The sequence below is a fragment of the Streptosporangium sp. NPDC000239 genome, from assembly GCF_040300765.1.
In the GTDB taxonomy this organism is placed as follows: Bacteria; Actinomycetota; Actinomycetes; order Streptosporangiales; family Streptosporangiaceae; genus Streptosporangium.
Genome location: NZ_JBEPEI010000008.1, coordinates 274,602 through 292,267, shown reverse-complemented (window position 1 = coordinate 292,267; position 17,666 = coordinate 274,602). Strand labels below are relative to the sequence as shown.

16 protein-coding genes are annotated in these 17,666 nt (G+C 73.3%); 11 read left to right on the top strand and 5 right to left on the bottom strand.

The features are described 5' to 3' along the window. Positions 1 to 732, bottom strand: coding sequence for an IclR family transcriptional regulator (locus ABT340_RS22095; RefSeq protein ID WP_352012675.1), 732 nt, complete (start codon positions 730 to 732; stop codon positions 1 to 3). A gap of 155 nt (positions 733 to 887) precedes the next feature. On the opposite strand from ABT340_RS22095, the gene ABT340_RS22090 reads away from it, so the two are divergent. The 10 genes from ABT340_RS22090 (at position 888) to ABT340_RS22045 (ending at position 12,509) form a co-directional block, all read left to right on the top strand. After that, positions 888 to 2,099, top strand: a complete 1,212-nt coding sequence (locus ABT340_RS22090; RefSeq protein ID WP_352012674.1) for a 4-hydroxybenzoate 3-monooxygenase — start codon at positions 888 to 890, stop codon at positions 2,097 to 2,099. After that, positions 2,096 to 3,283: a thiolase family protein gene (locus tag ABT340_RS22085; RefSeq protein ID WP_352012673.1), complete on the top strand. Its 1,188-nt coding sequence runs from the start codon at positions 2,096 to 2,098 to the stop codon at positions 3,281 to 3,283. The genes ABT340_RS22090 and ABT340_RS22085 overlap by 4 nt, the downstream gene beginning before the upstream one ends. Continuing rightward, positions 3,280 to 3,951 (top strand): protocatechuate 3,4-dioxygenase subunit beta, encoded by a 672-nt coding sequence (gene pcaH / locus ABT340_RS22080; RefSeq protein ID WP_352012672.1) that lies wholly within the window; start codon positions 3,280 to 3,282, stop codon positions 3,949 to 3,951. Before ABT340_RS22085 ends, pcaH begins: the two co-directional genes overlap by 4 nt. Next, on the top strand, positions 3,948 to 4,451 hold the full coding sequence (pcaG, locus tag ABT340_RS22075) for a protocatechuate 3,4-dioxygenase subunit alpha (RefSeq protein ID WP_352012671.1): 504 nt from the start codon (positions 3,948 to 3,950) through the stop codon (positions 4,449 to 4,451). The genes pcaH and pcaG overlap by 4 nt, the downstream gene beginning before the upstream one ends. After that, positions 4,441 to 5,763, top strand: a complete 1,323-nt coding sequence (locus ABT340_RS22070) for a lyase family protein (RefSeq protein WP_352012670.1) — start codon at positions 4,441 to 4,443, stop codon at positions 5,761 to 5,763. Before pcaG ends, ABT340_RS22070 begins: the two co-directional genes overlap by 11 nt. Next, a complete protein-coding gene (gene pcaDC, locus ABT340_RS22065) occupies positions 5,760 to 6,893 on the top strand; it encodes a bifunctional 3-oxoadipate enol-lactonase/4-carboxymuconolactone decarboxylase PcaDC (protein WP_352012669.1) in 1,134 nt (377 codons plus the stop codon). Before ABT340_RS22070 ends, pcaDC begins: the two co-directional genes overlap by 4 nt. Before the next feature lie 120 nt (positions 6,894 to 7,013). Continuing rightward, positions 7,014 to 7,523 (top strand): (2Fe-2S)-binding protein, encoded by a 510-nt coding sequence (locus tag ABT340_RS22060; protein WP_352012714.1) that lies wholly within the window; start codon positions 7,014 to 7,016, stop codon positions 7,521 to 7,523. Continuing rightward, positions 7,520 to 8,506, top strand: a complete 987-nt coding sequence (locus ABT340_RS22055; RefSeq protein ID WP_352012668.1) for an FAD binding domain-containing protein — start codon at positions 7,520 to 7,522, stop codon at positions 8,504 to 8,506. Before ABT340_RS22060 ends, ABT340_RS22055 begins: the two co-directional genes overlap by 4 nt. Beyond that, positions 8,503 to 10,605: a xanthine dehydrogenase family protein molybdopterin-binding subunit gene (locus ABT340_RS22050; RefSeq protein ID WP_352012667.1), complete on the top strand. Its 2,103-nt coding sequence runs from the start codon at positions 8,503 to 8,505 to the stop codon at positions 10,603 to 10,605. The genes ABT340_RS22055 and ABT340_RS22050 overlap by 4 nt, the downstream gene beginning before the upstream one ends. Before the next feature lie 59 nt (positions 10,606 to 10,664). Beyond that, entirely contained in the window at positions 10,665 to 12,509 is a 1,845-nt protein-coding gene (locus tag ABT340_RS22045; RefSeq protein ID WP_352012666.1) for an FUSC family protein, read from the top strand. Positions 12,510 to 12,514: 5 nt separating this feature from the next. Here ABT340_RS22045 and ABT340_RS22040 read toward each other — a convergent pair whose 3' ends face one another. Then, positions 12,515 to 13,945: an amino acid permease gene (locus ABT340_RS22040; protein ID WP_352012665.1), complete on the bottom strand. Its 1,431-nt coding sequence runs from the start codon at positions 13,943 to 13,945 to the stop codon at positions 12,515 to 12,517. Positions 13,946 to 14,142: 197 nt separating this feature from the next. Between ABT340_RS22040 and ABT340_RS22035 the strand changes: the two genes are divergently transcribed. Beyond that, positions 14,143 to 14,550: a hypothetical protein gene (locus tag ABT340_RS22035; RefSeq protein WP_352012664.1), complete on the top strand. Its 408-nt coding sequence runs from the start codon at positions 14,143 to 14,145 to the stop codon at positions 14,548 to 14,550. On the opposite strand, the gene ABT340_RS22030 is transcribed toward ABT340_RS22035, so the two are convergent. The 3 genes from ABT340_RS22030 to ABT340_RS22020 form a co-directional block, all read right to left on the bottom strand. After that, the gene (locus ABT340_RS22030) at positions 14,484 to 15,329 is read right to left on the bottom strand and encodes an MBL fold metallo-hydrolase (RefSeq protein ID WP_352012663.1); all 846 of its coding nucleotides are present in this window, start codon (positions 15,327 to 15,329) and stop codon (positions 14,484 to 14,486) included. The genes ABT340_RS22035 and ABT340_RS22030 overlap by 67 nt on opposite strands. A 51-nt stretch (positions 15,330 to 15,380) precedes the next feature. Further along, on the bottom strand, positions 15,381 to 16,442 hold the full coding sequence (locus ABT340_RS22025) for an LLM class flavin-dependent oxidoreductase (protein ID WP_352012662.1): 1,062 nt from the start codon (positions 16,440 to 16,442) through the stop codon (positions 15,381 to 15,383). Positions 16,443 to 16,547: 105 nt separating this feature from the next. Then, positions 16,548 to 17,396 (bottom strand): protein phosphatase 2C domain-containing protein, encoded by an 849-nt coding sequence (locus tag ABT340_RS22020; protein ID WP_352012661.1) that lies wholly within the window; start codon positions 17,394 to 17,396, stop codon positions 16,548 to 16,550. Positions 17,397 to 17,666: the final 270 nt, after the last annotated feature.

Genomic DNA, 17,666 nt, shown 5'->3' with positions numbered 1-17,666 from the left:
TCAGTCCTGCGGGGGGATCCCGGAGTAGGAGCGGGCGATCCCCGCGGTCACCCTGAGCAGCGGCTCGACCAGGCGTTGCAGTCCTCTGGCCCGCCGGGAGGACAGGACGATCCCGACGGCGGCGACCGCGTGGCCGTCGACGAGCACCGGCGCCGCCGCGGAGCAGGAGCCCAGGCTCATCTCCTCGAACGTCAGCGCGTACCCCTGGGCGCGCACCGTGGCCAGTTCCCGGGCCAGCCGCCCCGGCTCGACGATCGTGCGCGGAGTCGGCCGTTCGAGCTCACGCCCCAGATAGGCGGCCTGGAACCACTCGGGCTCGTGGGCCAGCAGGGCCTTGCCGACCCCCGTCGGATGCATCGGCAGCCGGCCTCCCGTCCTGGAGACCAGCCGCACGGCCCGCCTGCCGTGCAGTTTGTCGACGTAGAGCACCTCAAGGCCGTCCCGCACGGCCAGGTGCACGTTCTCACCGGTGTCGGCGTAGAGCTCCTGCAGCCACGGATGGGCGACCTCCTGCAGCCTGCCCGGCGCGAGCTGGCCGAGCTCCCACAGCCGCAGCCCGATCCGCAGGCGGCCGTCTGCCGTACGGCTCAGCGCCTGCCAGGCGACCAGCTCGCCCACGAGGCGGTGCGCGGTCGCCAGCGGTACCCCGCTGCGCCGGGAGACCTCCGAGAGGCTGAGATGGGGATGGCCGGTGTCGAAGGCGCCCAGGATCGCCAGGACCTTCGACGTCACCGAACGTCCCGGCTCCCGCGACCCCCCGGCCATCACGTCCCCCTGTCCCGGGGCGCCCGGACGGAAGGCGCCCCCAAGGACAATCCTCCCCCCTGTCTTCCGTCCAGTGGAAGGCGGGGCTCGGTTTTCCGCGCCGGGTCCACGATGCTCTCCCCATGACCCATCCCCAGCGGACACAGGTCGGGATCATCGGAGCGGGGCCCGCCGGGCTGCTCCTGTCCCACCTGCTGCACCTGCGCGGCATCGACTCGGTGGTGCTGGAACGCCGCAGCCGCGACCACGTCGAACGGCGGGTCAGGGCCGGGGTGCTCGAACAGGGGACGGTCGACACCCTCGTCGCCGCCGGGGTCGGTGACCGCCTCGTCAGGGAGGGCCTCGTCCACCACGGCATCGAGCTGCGCTACGGCGGCGCGGGCCACCGGGTGGCCTTCGAACGGCTGGTCCCCGGCCGCGCCATCACCGTGTACGGCCAGCAGGAGGTCGTCAAGGACCTCATCGCCGCCCGTCTCGCCGCGGGCGGCGACATCCGCTTCGAGGTCGGCGACGTGGCCGTGCACGACGCCGGGACCGACGCCCCCTACCTGACCTTCGACGGGGGGCGGCTCGACTGCGAGGTGATCGCGGGCTGTGACGGCTTCCACGGCGTGTCCCGGGCGAGTGTCCCCGAAGGGGAGCTCACCGTCCACGAACGGGACTACCCCTTCGCCTGGCTCGGCGTCCTGGCCAGGGCCGTGCCGTCCGCCGAGGAGCTGATCTACGCCTGGAACGAGCGCGGCTTCGCCCTGCACAGCATGCGAACCCCCGAGGTCAGCCGCTTCTACCTGCAGGTCCCCGCGGGGGAGGACATCGCGGACTGGCCGGACGAGCGGATCTGGGCCGAACTGCGCGCCCGTCTTGAGACGGTGCCCGGCTTCACCCTGACCACCGGGGAGATCCTGGAGAAGGGCGTGACGCCCATGCGGAGCTTCGTGGCCGAGCCCATGCGCCACGGCAACCTGTTCCTGGCGGGCGACGCCGCGCACATCGTCCCCCCGACCGGCGCCAAGGGCCTCAACCTCGCGGTCGCCGACGTGCGGGTGCTGACCGAGGCGCTGGCGCACCGGTACGCCACCGGCTCGGACGACCTGCTCGACGCCTACTCGGAGACCTGCCTGAGGCGGGTCTGGCGGGCGCAGCACTTCTCCTGGTGGATGACGACGCTGCTGCACACCTTCGACACCGACGACGCCTACGGGCGGCGGCTGCAGATCTCCCACCTGGACTACGTGACCTCCTCCGAGGCCGCGGCGACCACGCTGGCGGAGAACTACGTCGGCCTGCCGTACGAGCGTGACCTCCCGGAAACGACAGGAGCACGAACACTGTGAAGGACGTCTACATCGCGGACGCCGTCCGCACCCCGATCGGCCGGTACGGCGGGGCCCTCGCCTCGGTCCGTCCCGACGACCTGGCCGCCGGGGTCGTCAGGGCGCTGCTCGACCGTTCCCCGGGCCTTGACCCCGCCAGGATCGACGACGTCGTCCTCGGTGCGGCCAACGGGGCGGGCGAGGACAACCGCAACGTGGGCCGGATGGCGGCGCTGCTGGCCGGGCTGCCCGTCACGGTGCCCGGCGCCACGGTCAACCGGCTGTGCGCCTCGGGCCTGGAGGCGGTGATCCAGGCCGCCAGGGCGGTCGCCGTCGGCGACGCCTCCCTCGTCGTGGCGGGCGGCGTCGAGTCCATGAGCCGCGCCCCCTGGGTGCTGCCCAAACCGGAACGGGCCTACCCGCGCGGCCACGAACAGCTCCACTCGACCACGCTCGGCTGGCGGCTGGTCAACCCCAGGATGCCGGACCGCTGGACGGTCTCCCTCGGCGAGGCCACCGAGACGCTCGCCGCCCGCTACGGCGTCACCCGTGAGGCCCAGGACGAGTACGCCGCGCGCAGCCACCGGCTGGCGGACCGGGCGTGGCGGACGGGGGCGCTGGAGGCGGAGACCGCGCTCGTCGAGGGCAGCGACCTGACCGCCGACGAGTCCATCCGTCCCGACACCTCCCCGCAGGGGCTGGCCAGGCTCAGGCCCGCCTTCGCCGCGGAGGGCACCATCACCGCGGGCAACTCCTCCCCGCTCAACGACGGGGCGGCGGCCCTGCTGGTCACCGACGCCGAGGGGCTGGCCGAGCACGGCCTGCGCCCCCTGGCCAGGGTGGTCTCGACCGGCGCGGCGGGCGTCGACCCGGTCAGCTTCGGCATCGGCCCGGTGCACGCGGTCGCCAAGGCGCTGGACAGGGCGAAACTCTCCCTGGGCGACCTGGCGACTGTGGAGCTCAACGAGGCCTTCGCCGCCCAGGTCCTGGCCTGCATGGCCGAATGGCCCGGCCTCGACCCGGAACTCGTCAACCCCGCGGGCGGCGCCATCGCGATCGGCCACCCGCTCGGCTGCTCGGGAGCCAGGCTCGCGGGCACCCTGGCCCACCGTCTCTCCAGGACCGGCGGGTACGGCGTGGCCACGCTCTGCATCGGCGTCGGACAGGGACTCGCGCTCGTCCTGGAAGGAACAGAAGGGTCATGACCCACCACCCTCCCTATCTGAGCCCGGACTACCGCAGCAGCGTGCTGCGGGCGCCGTCCAGGCCACCGGTCGCCTTCCGCGCCGACCCGGACGCCGTCGAGCTGACCGGCCCGGTCTTCGGGCACGACGAGATCGGAGAACTGGACGCCGACCTGACCCGCCACCACGCGGGCGAGCCGATCGGTGAGCGGATCATCGTCACCGGCCGGATCCTCGACTCGGCCGGCAGGCCCGTCCCCGGCACCCTGCTGGAGGTCTGGCAGGCCAACGCCGCCGGGCGCTACGCGCACCGGCGCGACCAGCACCCCGCGCCGCTCGACCCCAACTTCACCGGCGCGGGGCGGTGCATGACCGACGAGCAGGGCCGCTACCGGTTCGTCTCGATCAAGCCGGGCGCCTACCCGTGGCGCAACCACCACAACGCCTGGCGGCCCGCGCACATCCACTTCTCCGTCTTCGGCACCGCGTTCACCCAGCGCCTGGTCACCCAGATGTACTTCCCCGGCGACCCGCTGTTCCCCTACGACCCGATCATGCGGTCCATCCCCGACCCGGCCGCCCGCGAGCGGCTCGTCGCCCACTTCGACCTGGACGTCACCGAACCCGAGTGGGCGCTCGGCTACCGGTTCGACATCGTCCTGGGCCGCACCCCGACGGAGGAGCAGTGAGCGCCGTGCCACCGACCCCGTCGCAGACCGTGGGGCCGTTCTTCGGCTACGCGCTGCCCTACCCCCAGGGGCCCGACCTGGTCGCGGAGGGGCACCCCGGGGCGATCACCGTCACCGGGCGGGTGCTCGACGGGGCGGGCGAGCCCGTGCCCGACGCCATGCTCGAACTGTGGCTCGGCGAGACGGGCACCAGAAGGGCGCTGGACCGCGCGGGTGAGGGCGTCTCCGGCTTCGGGCGCTGCCCGACGGACGCCGACGGGTCCTACCGGTTCCGCACCGCCAGGCCCGCCGGGCCGTACCTGGCGATGCTGGTCTTCGCCAGGGGGCTGCTGCGCTCCGTCGCCACCCGCGTCTACCTCCAGGACGGCCCCGACCCGCTGCTCGACGCGCTCGACCCCGCGCGCAGGGCCACCCTGATCGCCGAGCCCGACGGGGAGGGGGGCTACCGTTTCGACGTGAGGCTCCAAGGGGAAGGGGAGACGGTCTTCCTTGAGTTCTGACCCTTCCTTGAGTTCCGGCCCCGCTTCGGGCTCCGAGCAGGACACCGGCCTGCTGAGCCCGGTCAGGGCGGGCACGGCGGCCGAGGCGGCCACCTCGGACCGCGCGTGGCTGCGCGCCATGCTGACGGCGGAGGCGGCGCTGGCCCGCGCCCAGGCCCGCGCGGGCACGGTGCCGCCGGAGGCGGCGACGGTGATCGGCCGGGTCGCGGGCGCGCTCACCCCGGACCCCGCGGACCTCGCCCTGCGGGGCAGACAGTCGGCCAACCCCGTCGTGCCGCTGGTCGCCGACCTGCGGCGGGCCGTCGCGGAGACGGCCACCGGGGCAGCCACCGGGGCTGCGCGGTACGTCCACCACGGCGCCACCAGCCAGGACATCCTCGACAGCGCCGCCATGCTCGTCTGCCGGGACACGATCGGGATCATCGGCGCCGACCTCGACCGGGCCATGGCCACCCTCGCCGGGCTCGCCGAGACCCACCGCCACACGCTGACGGCGGCCAGGACACTCGGCCAGCACGCCGTGCCGACGACCTTCGGCCTGAAGGCGGCGGGATGGCTGTCCGGCCTGCTCGCCGCACGGGCACGGCTGCGGGACCTGCGCACGCCCGCCCAGCTCGGCGGGGCCGCGGGCACCCTGGCCGCGCTCGGCGGCGACCCGGCGCTGCCCGCGCTGTTCGCCGAGGAACTCGGGCTGGCCGCGCCGCCGGTGCCCTGGCACGCGGAACGGTCACCGGTCGCGGAACTGGGCGCGGCCCTCACCCAGACCTCCGGCGCCCTCGGCAAGACGGCCCTCGACGTGATCATGCTCGCCCAGACGGAGGTCGGCGAGGTCGCCGAGTCCTCCACGGGGGGCTCCTCGGCGATGCCGCACAAACGCAACCCCGCGCTGGCGGTGCTCGTGCGCTCCGCGGCCCTGCAGATCCCGGTGTACGGCCAGCTCCTGGCCTCGGCGCAGCTGGCCGAGCACGAGCGGGCCGCGGGCGCCTGGCAGGCCGAGTGGCACGCGACGCGCGAGTGCCTGCGGCTGACCGGCGGCGCCGCCGCGACCACCGCGGAGCTGCTCGCCGGGCTGCGGGTCTTCCCTGAGCGGATGCGGGCCAACCTGGACCTCACCGGCGACCGCGTCGTCTCCGAACGCCTGGCCACTCTGCTCGGCAGGGACCGGCTCGACCGGGCGGCGGCGCAGGAGGGCCCACTCCGGCGGACGCTCGCGGGGGAGGTCCCCGAGGAGGCGTTCGACCCCGCGGGCTACCTCGGGGCGGCGCAACCCCTCATCGACCGAGTTCTGACCGCCTACCGGGAGCAGTCTTGACGATCCTCAGCCACCGCGTCGACGGGCCCGCCTGGGCGCCGCTGCTGGTGCTCGGCCCCTCGCTGGGCACCACCCTGCACGTGTGGGACCCGCAGATGGAGGCGCTGACCGCCTCCTGGCGGGTGCTCCGCTACGACCTGCCGGGTCACGGCGGCTCGGCGCCCGTGAGCGAGGTCACCGTCGGCCTGCTCGCCGACGCCGTGCTCGCCCTGGCCACCCAGGAGAAGGCCGACAGGTTCGCGGTCGGCGGCATCTCCCTCGGCGGCGCCGTCGCCGCGACCGTCGCCGTCACGGCCCCCGAGCGGGTCAGCCACCTGGTGCTGTGCTGCAGCTCCGCCCGCTTCGGCGAGCCCGGACCGTGGCACGAGCGGGCGCACGCCGTACGGCGGGACGGCATGAAACCGCTGGCCGACGTGCTGCCCGCCCGCTGGTTCAGCGCCCCCGAAACCGGCACCGAGGCTGTCATTGAGGCCGTCACCGAGGTGCGGCGGATGCCGTACGGGGTGGACGTGGGCTCCTACGCCGCCTGCTGCGAGGCGCTGGCGGACTACGACCTCACCGGTGAGCTGGGCGCGGTCGCCGCGCCGACCCTGGTCGTCGCGGGCGCGGACGACCCGGCGACGCCCCTGGCGCACGCCCTCACCCTCGCCGCCGGCATCCCCGGCGCGCTGCTCACGGTCGTGCCAGGCGCCTCCCACCTGGCGGGCGTCGAACGGCCGGAGGAGGTCACCGCGGCGATCGTCCGCCACCTCGGCGGCGAACGCGCCGCCGAGGGGGCCAGGACCAGGCGGCGGGTGCTCGGGGACGCGCACGTCGACCGCGCCGAGGCCGCGACCACCGGCTTCACCCGTGACTTCCAGGAGTTCATCACCCGCTACGCCTGGGACGGGATCTGGAACCGTCCCGGGCTGGACCGCCGTACCCGCAGCTGTGTCACCCTGACCGCCCTCGTCGCCGGGGGCCACCTGGAGGAACTGGCCATGCACGTCCGCGCGGCCCTGCGCAACGGGCTGACCCCCGACGAGATCAAGGAGGTGCTGCTGCAGAGCGCCGTCTACTGCGGGGTGCCCGCGGCCAACGCCGCCTTCGCCGTGGCGCAGCGGACCCTGGACGAGGTCGGGGTGCTCTGACCTGGCCCTGCGCGTGACGCGTCCGGGAGGTAAGGAACCGGATGAGTGGGTAGGAGAGCGCCCGTGAACGGCGAAACGCACATCACGGGATCAGAAGGACCGGCACCGGCGCCCTCCCCGATCACGGCGGACCTCGTGCTCTCGGTCAACCGGGAGCGGCACCCGATCACCGTGGACACCAGGGAGACACTCCTGGACACGCTCCGCGAGCGGCTCGGGCTGACCGGCGCGAAGAAGGGCTGCGACCACGGGCAGTGCGGGGCGTGCACCGTGCTGCTCGACGGCAGGAGGGTGAAGTCCTGCCTGACACTGACCGTGACCCTGGACGGCAGGCGGGTCGTGACCGTGGAGGGGCTGGCGGACGGCGACGGGCTCCACCCGCTGCAGACGGCGTTCGTCGAACACGACGCCTTCCAGTGCGGCTACTGCACCCCGGGCCAGCTCTGCTCCGCGGTCGGCGTGCTGGCCGAGGCGGCGGCCGGATGGCCGAGCGCGGTCACCCGCGACGACGGCACCGGCTCCGGCGTGAACCTCGACGAGGAGGAGATCCGCGAGCGCATGAGCGGCAACCTGTGCCGCTGCGGCGCCTACGTCAACATCGTCGCGGCCATCGGGGAGGTGGCGGGATGAGGCCCTTCTCCTACCTGAGGGCCCCGGACGCCCCGAGCGCGGTCGCCACGGCCGTCGGCAGGCCGGACACCATGTACCTCGCGGGCGGCACGAACCTGGTCGACCTGATGCGGCTCGGTGTCGCCGTCCCCGACGTCCTGGTCGACGTCAGCGGGATCGCCTCCGGCACGATCGAGGAGACCGGGGACGGCGCCCTGCTGATCGGCGCGGGCGTGCGCAACAGCGACCTGGCCGCCGACCCCCTGGTACGGCGCCGCCACCCCCTGCTGTCCCAGGCGGTGCTCGCCGGGGCCTCCGGCCAGATCCGCAACATGGCGACCGTCGGCGGCAACCTGATGCAGCGCACCCGCTGCCCCTACTTCCAGGACGTCACCAAACCCTGCAACAAACGCCTGCCCGGCACCGGCTGCCCGGCCAGGGCGGGAGAGCACCGCAACCTGGCGATCCTCGGCCACTCGGACGACTGCGTGGCCACCCACCCCTCGGACATGGCCGTCGCGCTGGCCGCGCTCGGCGCGATCGTGCACGTCGAGGGCGCCGAGGGGCCGCGGACCGTGCCGATGCCCGGACTGCACCGGCTGCCGGGGGAGGAGCCGGAACGCGACACCGTGCTCGGCCAGGGCGAGCTGATAACCGCCGTCGAGGTGCCGCCGCTGCCGTTCCCCGGCCGCTCGCGTTACCGCAAGGTCAGGGACAGGGCGTCGTTCGCCTTCGCGGTCGTCTCCGTCGCCGCCGTCCTCGACGTGGCCGACGGGACGGTGCGCGACTGCCGGATCGCGTTCGGCGGGGTCGCCCACGCGCCCTGGCGGGCCGAGACGGCCGAGGCCGCGCTGCGCGGCGCGGCTGCGACGGAGGCCGAGTTCACCAGGGCCGCGGAGGCCGAATTGGCCGCCGCACGGCCGCTGCCCGGCAACGCGTTCAAGGTCCCCCTGGCCCGCAACGTGCTCGTCCGCACCCTCGTCGACCTCGCGGAGGCGTCATGACCACCCTCGCGGGCCCCGGTGCCGCCTCCTCCGTCGGTTCGGCCCTCGACCGGGTCGAGGGTCTGGAGAAGGTGACGGGCCGGGCGAAGTACGCCTACGAGTACGCTCCGGACGACCTGGTCTACGCCGCGCCCGTGCAGGCGGGCATCGCCAGGGGAGAGGTCCGCGCGGTCGACGCCGACGCCGCCCTCAAGCTTCCCGGCGTGATCGCCGCCATCTGGTACGGCAACGCCCCCAGGCTGGCCCCCGCGGAGAACGCCGAGCTCTCGGTGCTCCAGTCGCGCCGGGTCGCCTACCGGGGCCAGTACGTCGCGGTCGTGGTCGCCGAGACGCTGGAGAACGCCGTCGAGGCGGCCAGGCTGCTGCGGGTGGACTACGACGTCGAGGAGCACGACGTCGAACTGCGCGCCGACCACCCCGGTATGTACCGTCCGGAACGGGTCAACCCGGTCTACCCCGCCGACACCGAGCAGGGAGACCCGGACGCCGCCCTCGCCGCGGCCGAGGTGGTGGTGGACGAGGTCTACTCGACCCCCGCCGAGCACAACAACCCGATGGAGCCGCACGCCACCGTCGCCGTGTGGGACGGCGACGGGCTGACCCTCTACGACTCGACCCAGGGGGCGACCTCGGTCCGTGACATCGTCGCGCCGCTGTTCGGGCTGCCGCCGGGCAACGTCCGGGTCGTCTCCCCGCACGTGGGAGGCGGTTTCGGGTCGAAGGGCACGCCGCTGTCGCCGGTCGTGCTCGCCGCGCTGGCCGCCAAACACGCCGGGCGGCCCGTCAAACTCGCGGTGACCCGCAGCCAGATGTTCTCGGTGATCGGCTACCGCACCCCGACCATCCAGCGGATACGGCTCGGCGCCGACGCCCGTGGACACCTCGGGGTGATCGTCCACGACGTGTTCGAGCAGAGCTCACGGATCAGGGAGTTCGCCGAGCAGACGGCCACACCCACCCGGATGATGTACGCCGCCCCCAACCGGCGCACCACCCACCGGCTGGTCAGGCTGGATGTGCCCACGCCCTCCTGGATGCGTGCCCCGGGCGAGGCGCCCGGCATGTTCGCCCTGGAGTCGGCGCTGGACGAACTGGCCTTCGCCTGCGGGATCGACCCGATCGAACTGCGCGTCCGCAACGAGCCGGAGACCGACCCGGAGAGCGGTCTGCCCTTCAGCTCCCGCAACCTGGTCGCCTGCATGCGCGAGGGGGCGCGCAGGTTCGGCTGGGCGGACCGCGACCCGGCCCCCGGCGTCAGGCTCAGGGACGGCCTGCTGGTCGGCACCGGCGTCGCGGCCTCCACCTACCCGGTCTACCGCCGCCCCTCGAAGGCGAGCGCGACGGCCCTGGCCGACGGCACGTTCACCGTACGGATCGCCGCGATGGACATCGGCACCGGCGCCAGGACCGCGCTGACCCAGATCGCCGCCGACACGCTGGGCGTCCCGCCCGGCCTGGTCCGCGTGGAGATCGGCGACAGCGCGCTGCCCGACGCCTCACTCGCGGGCGGCTCGATGGGCACCGCCTCCTGGGGCACGGCCGTGGTCAGGGCCTGCGAGGCGCTCACCGCGGCGCTGCGGGAGCGGGACGGCCAGGTGCCCCCGGACGGCGTCGAGGTCTCCGCCGACACCGCGCGGGAGATCGGAGGGGAACGGCGTTTCGCCCAGCACGCCTTCGGCGCCCAGTTCGCCGAGGTCGGGGTGGACCCCGCGACGGGGGAGACACGGGTGCTGCGGCTGCTCGGGGTGTTCGCCGCGGGCCGGATCGTCAACCCCAAGACCGCCCGTTCGCAGTTCGTCGGCGGCATGACCATGGGCATGTCGATGGCGCTGTTGGAGGAGAGCGTCATGGACCGTGAGTTCGGCGACTACCTCAACCACGACCTCGCCCAGTACCACGTGGCCGCCTGCGCCGACGTCCGCGACGTCGAGGCCGTCTGGATCGAGGAGGACGACCCGCACCTCAACCCGATGGGGACCAAGGGCATCGGCGAGATCGGCATCGTCGGCACCGCCGCCGCCGTGGCCAACGCCGTCCACCACGCGACCGGGGTCCGCGTCCGCGACCTGCCGATCCGCATCGACAGGCTCGTGCGCTGATCTTCAGGCACACCGCGGGCAGGCTCGCGGACGCGGCGCCCGGCTGGCTCGTCGAGACGGTGCGGATCAGGCCCGCGGCGCCCCGCCCGTGGCCGATGCTGCGCACGGCGCTGGCCGTGGTCGCCCCGCTGCTGGCGGGACTCGCCATGGGGCGCATCGCCCTGGGGCTGCTGCCCGCCATGGGGGCCATGGGCACCGCCCTGGCCGACCAGGGCGGCTCCTACCGGGCCAGGGTCGTCAGGATGGGCGCCACCGCGCTCGGCGGCGCGGCGGGCTTCCTGGTCGGGGCCGCGGCCAGGGAGACCGGCTGGTGGGCGGTGCTGGTCACCGTCGCGGTCGCGGTGCTGTCCGCGCTGGTCAGCACCACCGGCGCCGCCGGGTCGAGCGCCGGGCTCCAGCTCCTCGTGATGACCGTACTCGGCACCGGCGTCCCGCTGGGACCGCCGGGGGCCGGCACACTGCTGTTCCTGCTCGGCTCGGCGTGGGCGCTGGCGCTCGCGCTGGCCGACTGGCCGCTGCACCCGAGGGCGCCGGAGGAGGCGGCGGTGATCGCGGCCTACCGGGCGCTCGGCGCCCTGGCCGCCGGGCGTGACGCCGGTACCGTCGTCGCCTTCGACACCGCCCTCAGGAACGCCTACGACACCGTGTTCGGCGCCCGTTCCGCGTCGGCGGGGACCGACCCGTGGCGCACCCGCGCGGTCGCCCTGCTGAACCAGGCCTCGCTGGTCCGCAACGCCCTGATCTCCCTCGACCTGGAGGGGCGCGACCCGCCGGAGGGCACGAAGGCGGCCGTCGAGGGCGTCGCGGACGCGCTCGCCGGAGGGCCGCTCCCGGCGAGGACGCCGGGGGAGGGGCCGGACTCGCCCGCGACCCGCGCCCTCGGCTCGGCCCTCGAAGGGGCCGTCGAACTGCTGTACGGCGGGGACCCGCCCGCCGACGGCCCGCCGTACGAGTGGCGGGACCGGGGTGAGCGCCTCAGACAGGCCTGGGAACGGATGTGGTCGGGCCGGCTGACCCGTGTCTACACCGTCAGGCTCGCGCTGTGCGTGGGGGTCGCGAGCGCGTTGAGCGAACTGCACCTGGTCGAACGGTCCTACTGGACGACGCTGACCGTCGCGCTGGTGCTCAAACCCGACTTCGGCTCGGTCTTCGCCCGCGCCGTGCAGCGAGCCCTCGGCACTCTCGCCGGCACGGTGATCGGCACCGTCGTGCTCGTCGCCGTGCCGTACGGCCCCGCGCTCCTGGTCCCGGTCGCGGTCTTCGCCGCGCTCCTGCCGTACGGCATGCAGCGCAACTGGGGGCTGATGTCGGCCTTCCAGGCGCCGCTGGTGCTGTTGCTGGTCGACCTGCTGACCCGTGGCGGGCCGAGGCTGGCCGAGATCCGGCTGGTCGACACGCTGGCCGGGTGCCTGATCGTCCTGCTGCTGGGATACCTGCCGTGGCCCGCGAGCTGGGAGGCGCCGGTCGGGCCGAGGTTCGCCGACGCGGTCTCGGCGACCGCCGACTATCTCCGGCACGCCTTCGACCCCGGGCACACCGGCAGGGCGGCGCTGCGCCACCGCGTCTACGACGCCCTGGCCGACCTGCGCACCGTCTTCCAGCGGGCGATGACGGAACCGGCCGTGGTCAGCAGGCGCGTCACCACGTGGATGCCCGCGATGACCGCCCTCGAACGGGTGGCCGACGCGACCGCCGCGACCGTCGCCAGGACCGAGCACGGCGCCCCGCGGCCGTCGGCCGGGGCGGTCGGGGCGGCGGTCGCCTCACTTGAGGGGATCGCGCGGGACGTGCGCGCGGGCACCCCGCCGGGACGGCCGGAACTCGCGCGGGAGGACGCGCTGGAACGGGTGAACGCCGCGGTGCGCGGCCTGGGCGACACCGTCTCCGGGCACCACACCTGCTGACCCGGCTAGCCCTCCCCGGCGCGCTCCTCTGAGGCCAGGGCGGAGTGCCGGTAGGAGTAGGCGAAGTACACGACCAGGCCGATCGCGAACCACACCGCGAAGCGGACCCACGTCTGCCACTGCAGGAAGGTGATCAGCCAGAGTGAGAAGAGGATGCCGATCGCCGGGACGACGGGCATCCCCGGGCAGCGGAAGGTCCTGGGCAGGTCGGGCCGCCGGTAGCGCAGGACGATCACCGAGGCGCACACCACGACGAAGGCCAGCAGGATGCCGATGTTGGTCAGCTCGGCCGCCTCGACGATGGGCAGGAACCCGGCGATGAGCGCGGAGATGACGCCGACGATCCACGTCACCCGGGTCGGCACGTGCCGGGTGGGGTGCGTCTTGGCGAACCACCTGGGCAGCAGTCCGTCACGGCTCATCGAGAACCACACGCGGCTGACGCCGAGCATGAAGGTGAACATGACGGTCAGGATGCCGACGATCGCGCCGACCGCGATCACGTCGGCCAGGCCCCGCAGGCCGACCGCCTTGAACGCCGTGGAGAACCCGCTCTCCTTGTCGATCTCGGTGTAGTGCTGCATGCCCGTCAGCACCAGGCAGGCCAGCACGTACAGCACCATCGAGACGCCCAGCGAGTAGATGATCGCCTTGGGCATGTGGCGCTGGGCGTCCTTGGACTCCTCGGCGGCCGTGCTCATGGCGTCGTAGCCGAAGACGGCGAAGAACACCGTGGCCGCGCCGGTGAACGCGCCGCCGATGCCGTAGGGGAAGAAAGGGGTGTAGTTCGAGGTGTTGATGTGGAAGAGGCCGACCACGATGACCAGCAGCACCACGGCGACCTTCAGGCCGACGACCGCCATCTCGAACCTGGCCGCGTTGCGCATGCCGAGGTTCAGCAGGTAGGCGATCAGCAGGCACAGCAGGGCGGCGAACAGGTCGACCCGGTGCCCCGCGCCCGTCCCCGGCGCGCCGAGCATCCACGAGGGCAGGTTCACGCCCAGGTCGCCGAGCAGGAAGGAGAAGTAGCCCGAGATGCCGATGGCGACGACCGCGACGATCGCGGTGTACTCAAGCAGCAGGTCCCAGCCGATGAACCAGCCCGCGATCTCGCCGAGCACCGCGTAGCCGTAGGTGTAGGCCGATCCGGCCTTGGGGATCAGCCCGGCGAACTCGGCGTAGGAGAAGGCCGCCGCCGCGCTGGCGATTCCGGCGATCAGGAAGGAGACGACGACGGCCGGTCCGGCGATGCCGTTGGCGACGGCGCCCGCCAGGGTGAAGATGCCCGCGCCGATGATGCCGCCGACTCCGATGGCGGTGAGCTGCCAGAGTCCCAGCACGCGGGTGAGCTGTTCGGTTCTTCCACCCTCGGGTTCCTCGATGTGCTCGATGGGCTTGCGGCGCAGAAGGCCGGTTCCCGTCCGCAGTCTGGCCATGGCGCTCCCCTCGCACGACGACTCACGACGACTGCGGCGGACGACCCGATCTGGCCCGCCACGTCCGGGTCTTACCCCTTTTTCGTGATGCTTACTCCATGAGAGGTGTTCTGTCAGATTGGGGAGTATTGGCTGGTAGGAGGGGTTTCTGCAGGGTAGCGTCGAGGTATCGAATCCCGGACACGGGGGGAGACGCCATGCCGAGCGATCCCGATCATGTGCTCGACGCCATCGACGGAGTCGTCGACGAGTGGCTCGCCATGAGCGAGGACTCCATGCGCTGGGCGCCACCGGAGAAACCCGCGCCGAGACCGCGGCTCACGCTGCCCACGCCACCCCTGCCGCCCCTGGTCGAGGGGCTGCTGCAGGAGGCGGGCGCCCGCGCCCAGGCCGTGGTCGAGGCGTTGCGGCCGCTGGGGGAGGGGGTGGCCGGAGTCCTGTCCTCGATCTTCGACGGCGACGCCGTACGCCGTCTGATCGAGCCCGCCGACTGGCCCGAGGAGCACCCCGAGCTCGACGTCGACGACCCTGAGGAGCCTCAGCCGCCCTCGGGGGCGTCGGCTGAGGCGTCGCCGGGGGCGTCGTCGAGGGCGAACCGCAGGTAGCGCTCGGCCGAGCGCCGCACGGCCCGCGCCCCGTCGGTGCGCACGACCCGCTTCCACCAGCCGCCGTAGACCCGCTCGAAGTCGTAGGGCTCAAGCAGCGACAGGGCGCGGCGGACCGTCCTCGGGCGCTCGGGGATGAGATTCGGGTAGCTGTACATGAACGAGACCCAGCGCCGGTCGGAGACCACCTGGAGGATGTCGCCGGAGAACAGCGCCGCCGGGCCGTGCGCCCCCTCGCGCCGGTGCAGCACCTGGCCGCCCTCGAAGTGCACGCCCGCGTTGACCAGGGTCAGGTCGTCGCCGATCTCCAGGGTCTCGCCCTCCCAGAACACGACCGACTCGTCCGGGCGGGCCACCCACGCGCGGTCCTTGGCGTGGATGTAGACCGGCGCGTCGAAGGCGTGCGCCCACTCGACCATCGAGCCGTAGAAGTGCGGATGGCTGATCGCGATGGCCTTGATCCCGCCCAGTTCGCGGACCTGCCGGACGACCTCCTCGTCGAAGTGGGTGACCATGTCCCACAGCACGTTGCCCCCGGCGGAGCGCACCAGCAGCGCGCGCTGGCCGATCGCGGTCGCCGGGTCGGTGCCCAGGCCGACGACGCCGGGCCCCTCCTCGGCGACCACGGCCCTGTGGCCGGCCGCGCTCAGCTCGGCCAGCGACGTCCAGCGCTGCCCCTGCCAGCCGACGTACTGCCGCTCGTCCTCACAGATCGGGCAGTTCTCCCTGAGAGCGGCGTACTGAACACCACAGGTCACACAGATCGGCAGGTCGTTCACGGTGACTCCCTCGTGAGCCGTACGGTTCCCCGAAGACTTCCTGAGCCGACGCTAGCCGACGGGTCCGCGGGGCAGGTCGTAGGCCTGGGCGAGAAGTTCGTAGGAGCGGATCCTGTCCTCGGGGTCGTGCACCATCGTGGTGATCATCAACTCGTCGGCCTCGGTGCGCTTGCGCAGCGCGTTCAGGCCCTCCCTGACCTCCCCGGGGTCGCCCAGGACCACGTTGGACAGGTAGTCCTCGACGAAGACCCGCTCGGCCGGGGTGTAGGGGTGATCCCGCGCCTCCTCGGGCGTCGGCACCGGCTGGGGAGCCCCCCTGCGCAGCCTGAGCATGGACAGCGCGCCGGGCAGCGCCAGGCTCAGCGCCCGCTCCGAGGTCTCCGCGGCGACGGCGGAGACCCCGATCATCGCGTACGGCCGCTCCAGCACCGCGGAGGGCTGGAAGGCGGAACGGTAGAGCTCAAGGGCGGGCAGGGTGTTGGCCGCGCTGAAGTGGTGGGCGAAGGCGAACGGCAGGCCGAGGATGCCCGCGAGCTGGGCGCTGAAGCCGCTCGATCCGAGCAGCCAGATCGGCGGGCGCCCCGACTCCGGAGTCCTGGGGGTGGCGACGACCTTGCGCAGCGGGTGCCCCTCGGGGAAGGAGCCGTCGAGGAAGGCGGTCAGCTCGGCCAACTGCTCGGGGAAGTCGTCGGCGTCCGGGCCGTTCCTGCGCAGCGCCCGAGCGGTCGCCTGGTCGGTGCCCGGCGCCCTGCCGAGCCCGAGGTCGATGCGGCCGGGATGCAGCGCGTGCAGGGTGCCGAACTGCTCGGCGACGACCAGCGGGGCGTGGTTGGGCAGCATCACGCCGCCGGAACCCAGCCGGATGGTCCGTGTCGCCGCGGCGAGATGGGCGATCAGCACGGCGGGGGAGGAACTGGCGACCGAGGGCATGCCGTGGTGCTCGGCCACCCAGATGCGGTGGTATCCCCACTCCTCGGCTCTCCTGGCCAGCTCGGTGCTCGCCCGCAACGCCCTGGTCGGGCTCACTCCCGACCCGACGACCGCCAGCTCCAGGATCGAGAGCGGGACCTCGGCGGCCCCCCGGGCCACACCTCGGATGATGTCTTCAGCCATGACAGTGGCAACCCCAACGAACCGGAGGGTATTTCCGGTTGCCCGGGATCGTCCTTCCGCCCGAGGCCGGTGCCCCCGCCGGACCGGGGGCACCGGGGACGGGACTCAGCGTCTCCAGGCGCAGACGGCGGTGCGGTCGTCCTCGTGGGACTCGTCCCGGAAGCTGAGCTGCCAGAAGAACTCGGGCAGGGACGGCACCGAGGGCTGCGACCACCAGGCGGAGACCTGCTCGCTGACCTCCTCCTCGCCCATCGGCCTGGCCAGGCCGCCGGTGCACAGCAGCAGCATGTCGTCCCGCAGGAGATCGGCCATCGCGGTCCCGGAAGGGCCGTCCCCGGGGAGCGCGTCCGGCGTCCGCGCGCCGTCCCCGGCGGGCAGGACCGGGGACCAGTGCCCCTCGCGCAGGAGCGACGCCGTGCCGTCGCCGGTCCGCGCCACGTGGACGCGGTGCTCGGCGGTGTCGATGATCGCGGCCAGCAGGGTGGTGCGCAGGGCGGCGGCGGGAACGCCGGTCCGCTCGGCCCGCTCGGCGAGGTCACGGGTGACGGCGGCGAAGAAGTCCTCCACCGGGGCGCCGTCCTCGGCGTGCCGCAGCAGGCCGAGCAGGTTGCGGCGGGCGGAGGCGCAGGCCTCGGCCGCGCCGACGTGGGACAGTTCCGCGTCCGCGAGTCCTCCCGCGGCGCACGCGAGCAGCCGGGAGCCGTCGATCTGCCACAGCCCCATCGCGTCCCTGCGGGGAGCCCCGTCGCGGCGGTTGGCCTCCCCTCTGACGGAGGCCGCCCTGACGGACAGCTCCGGCAGGTCGGCGCCGTCGAGCTCACTGTCCGGTCGTTTCCCGATCGCGTCGGGGACCGCCCCGGTGACGGGACGCGCCATCGGCCGCCCGCCGATGACGAGCGGGTCGAGGACCCTTCCTGCGGGGACGAATCGTGGCTTCGCCTGGAGTCGCTTCACATCCGTGCTTTCTGTTCGATCCGATGTCAGACCGCGTCCGCGGGCATGGGAGGGGAACCCTCCTGATCTGGTCTGGTCGGGACGATCGATCGCACGCCGGTCGGGGCGGACGGCCCGTGCGGGCTCCGTCACGAAGGGCCGGCGTCCTCTCGGTCGTTGGAGCTCCCGGCCGGGAATCCCGAAATTACCCTAAACCCTGGCAAATCATTTGATATCGGGAATTGGACTTGCTAATCCGGCTTTTGGTGCGCATGTCAAACCGACGTGGCA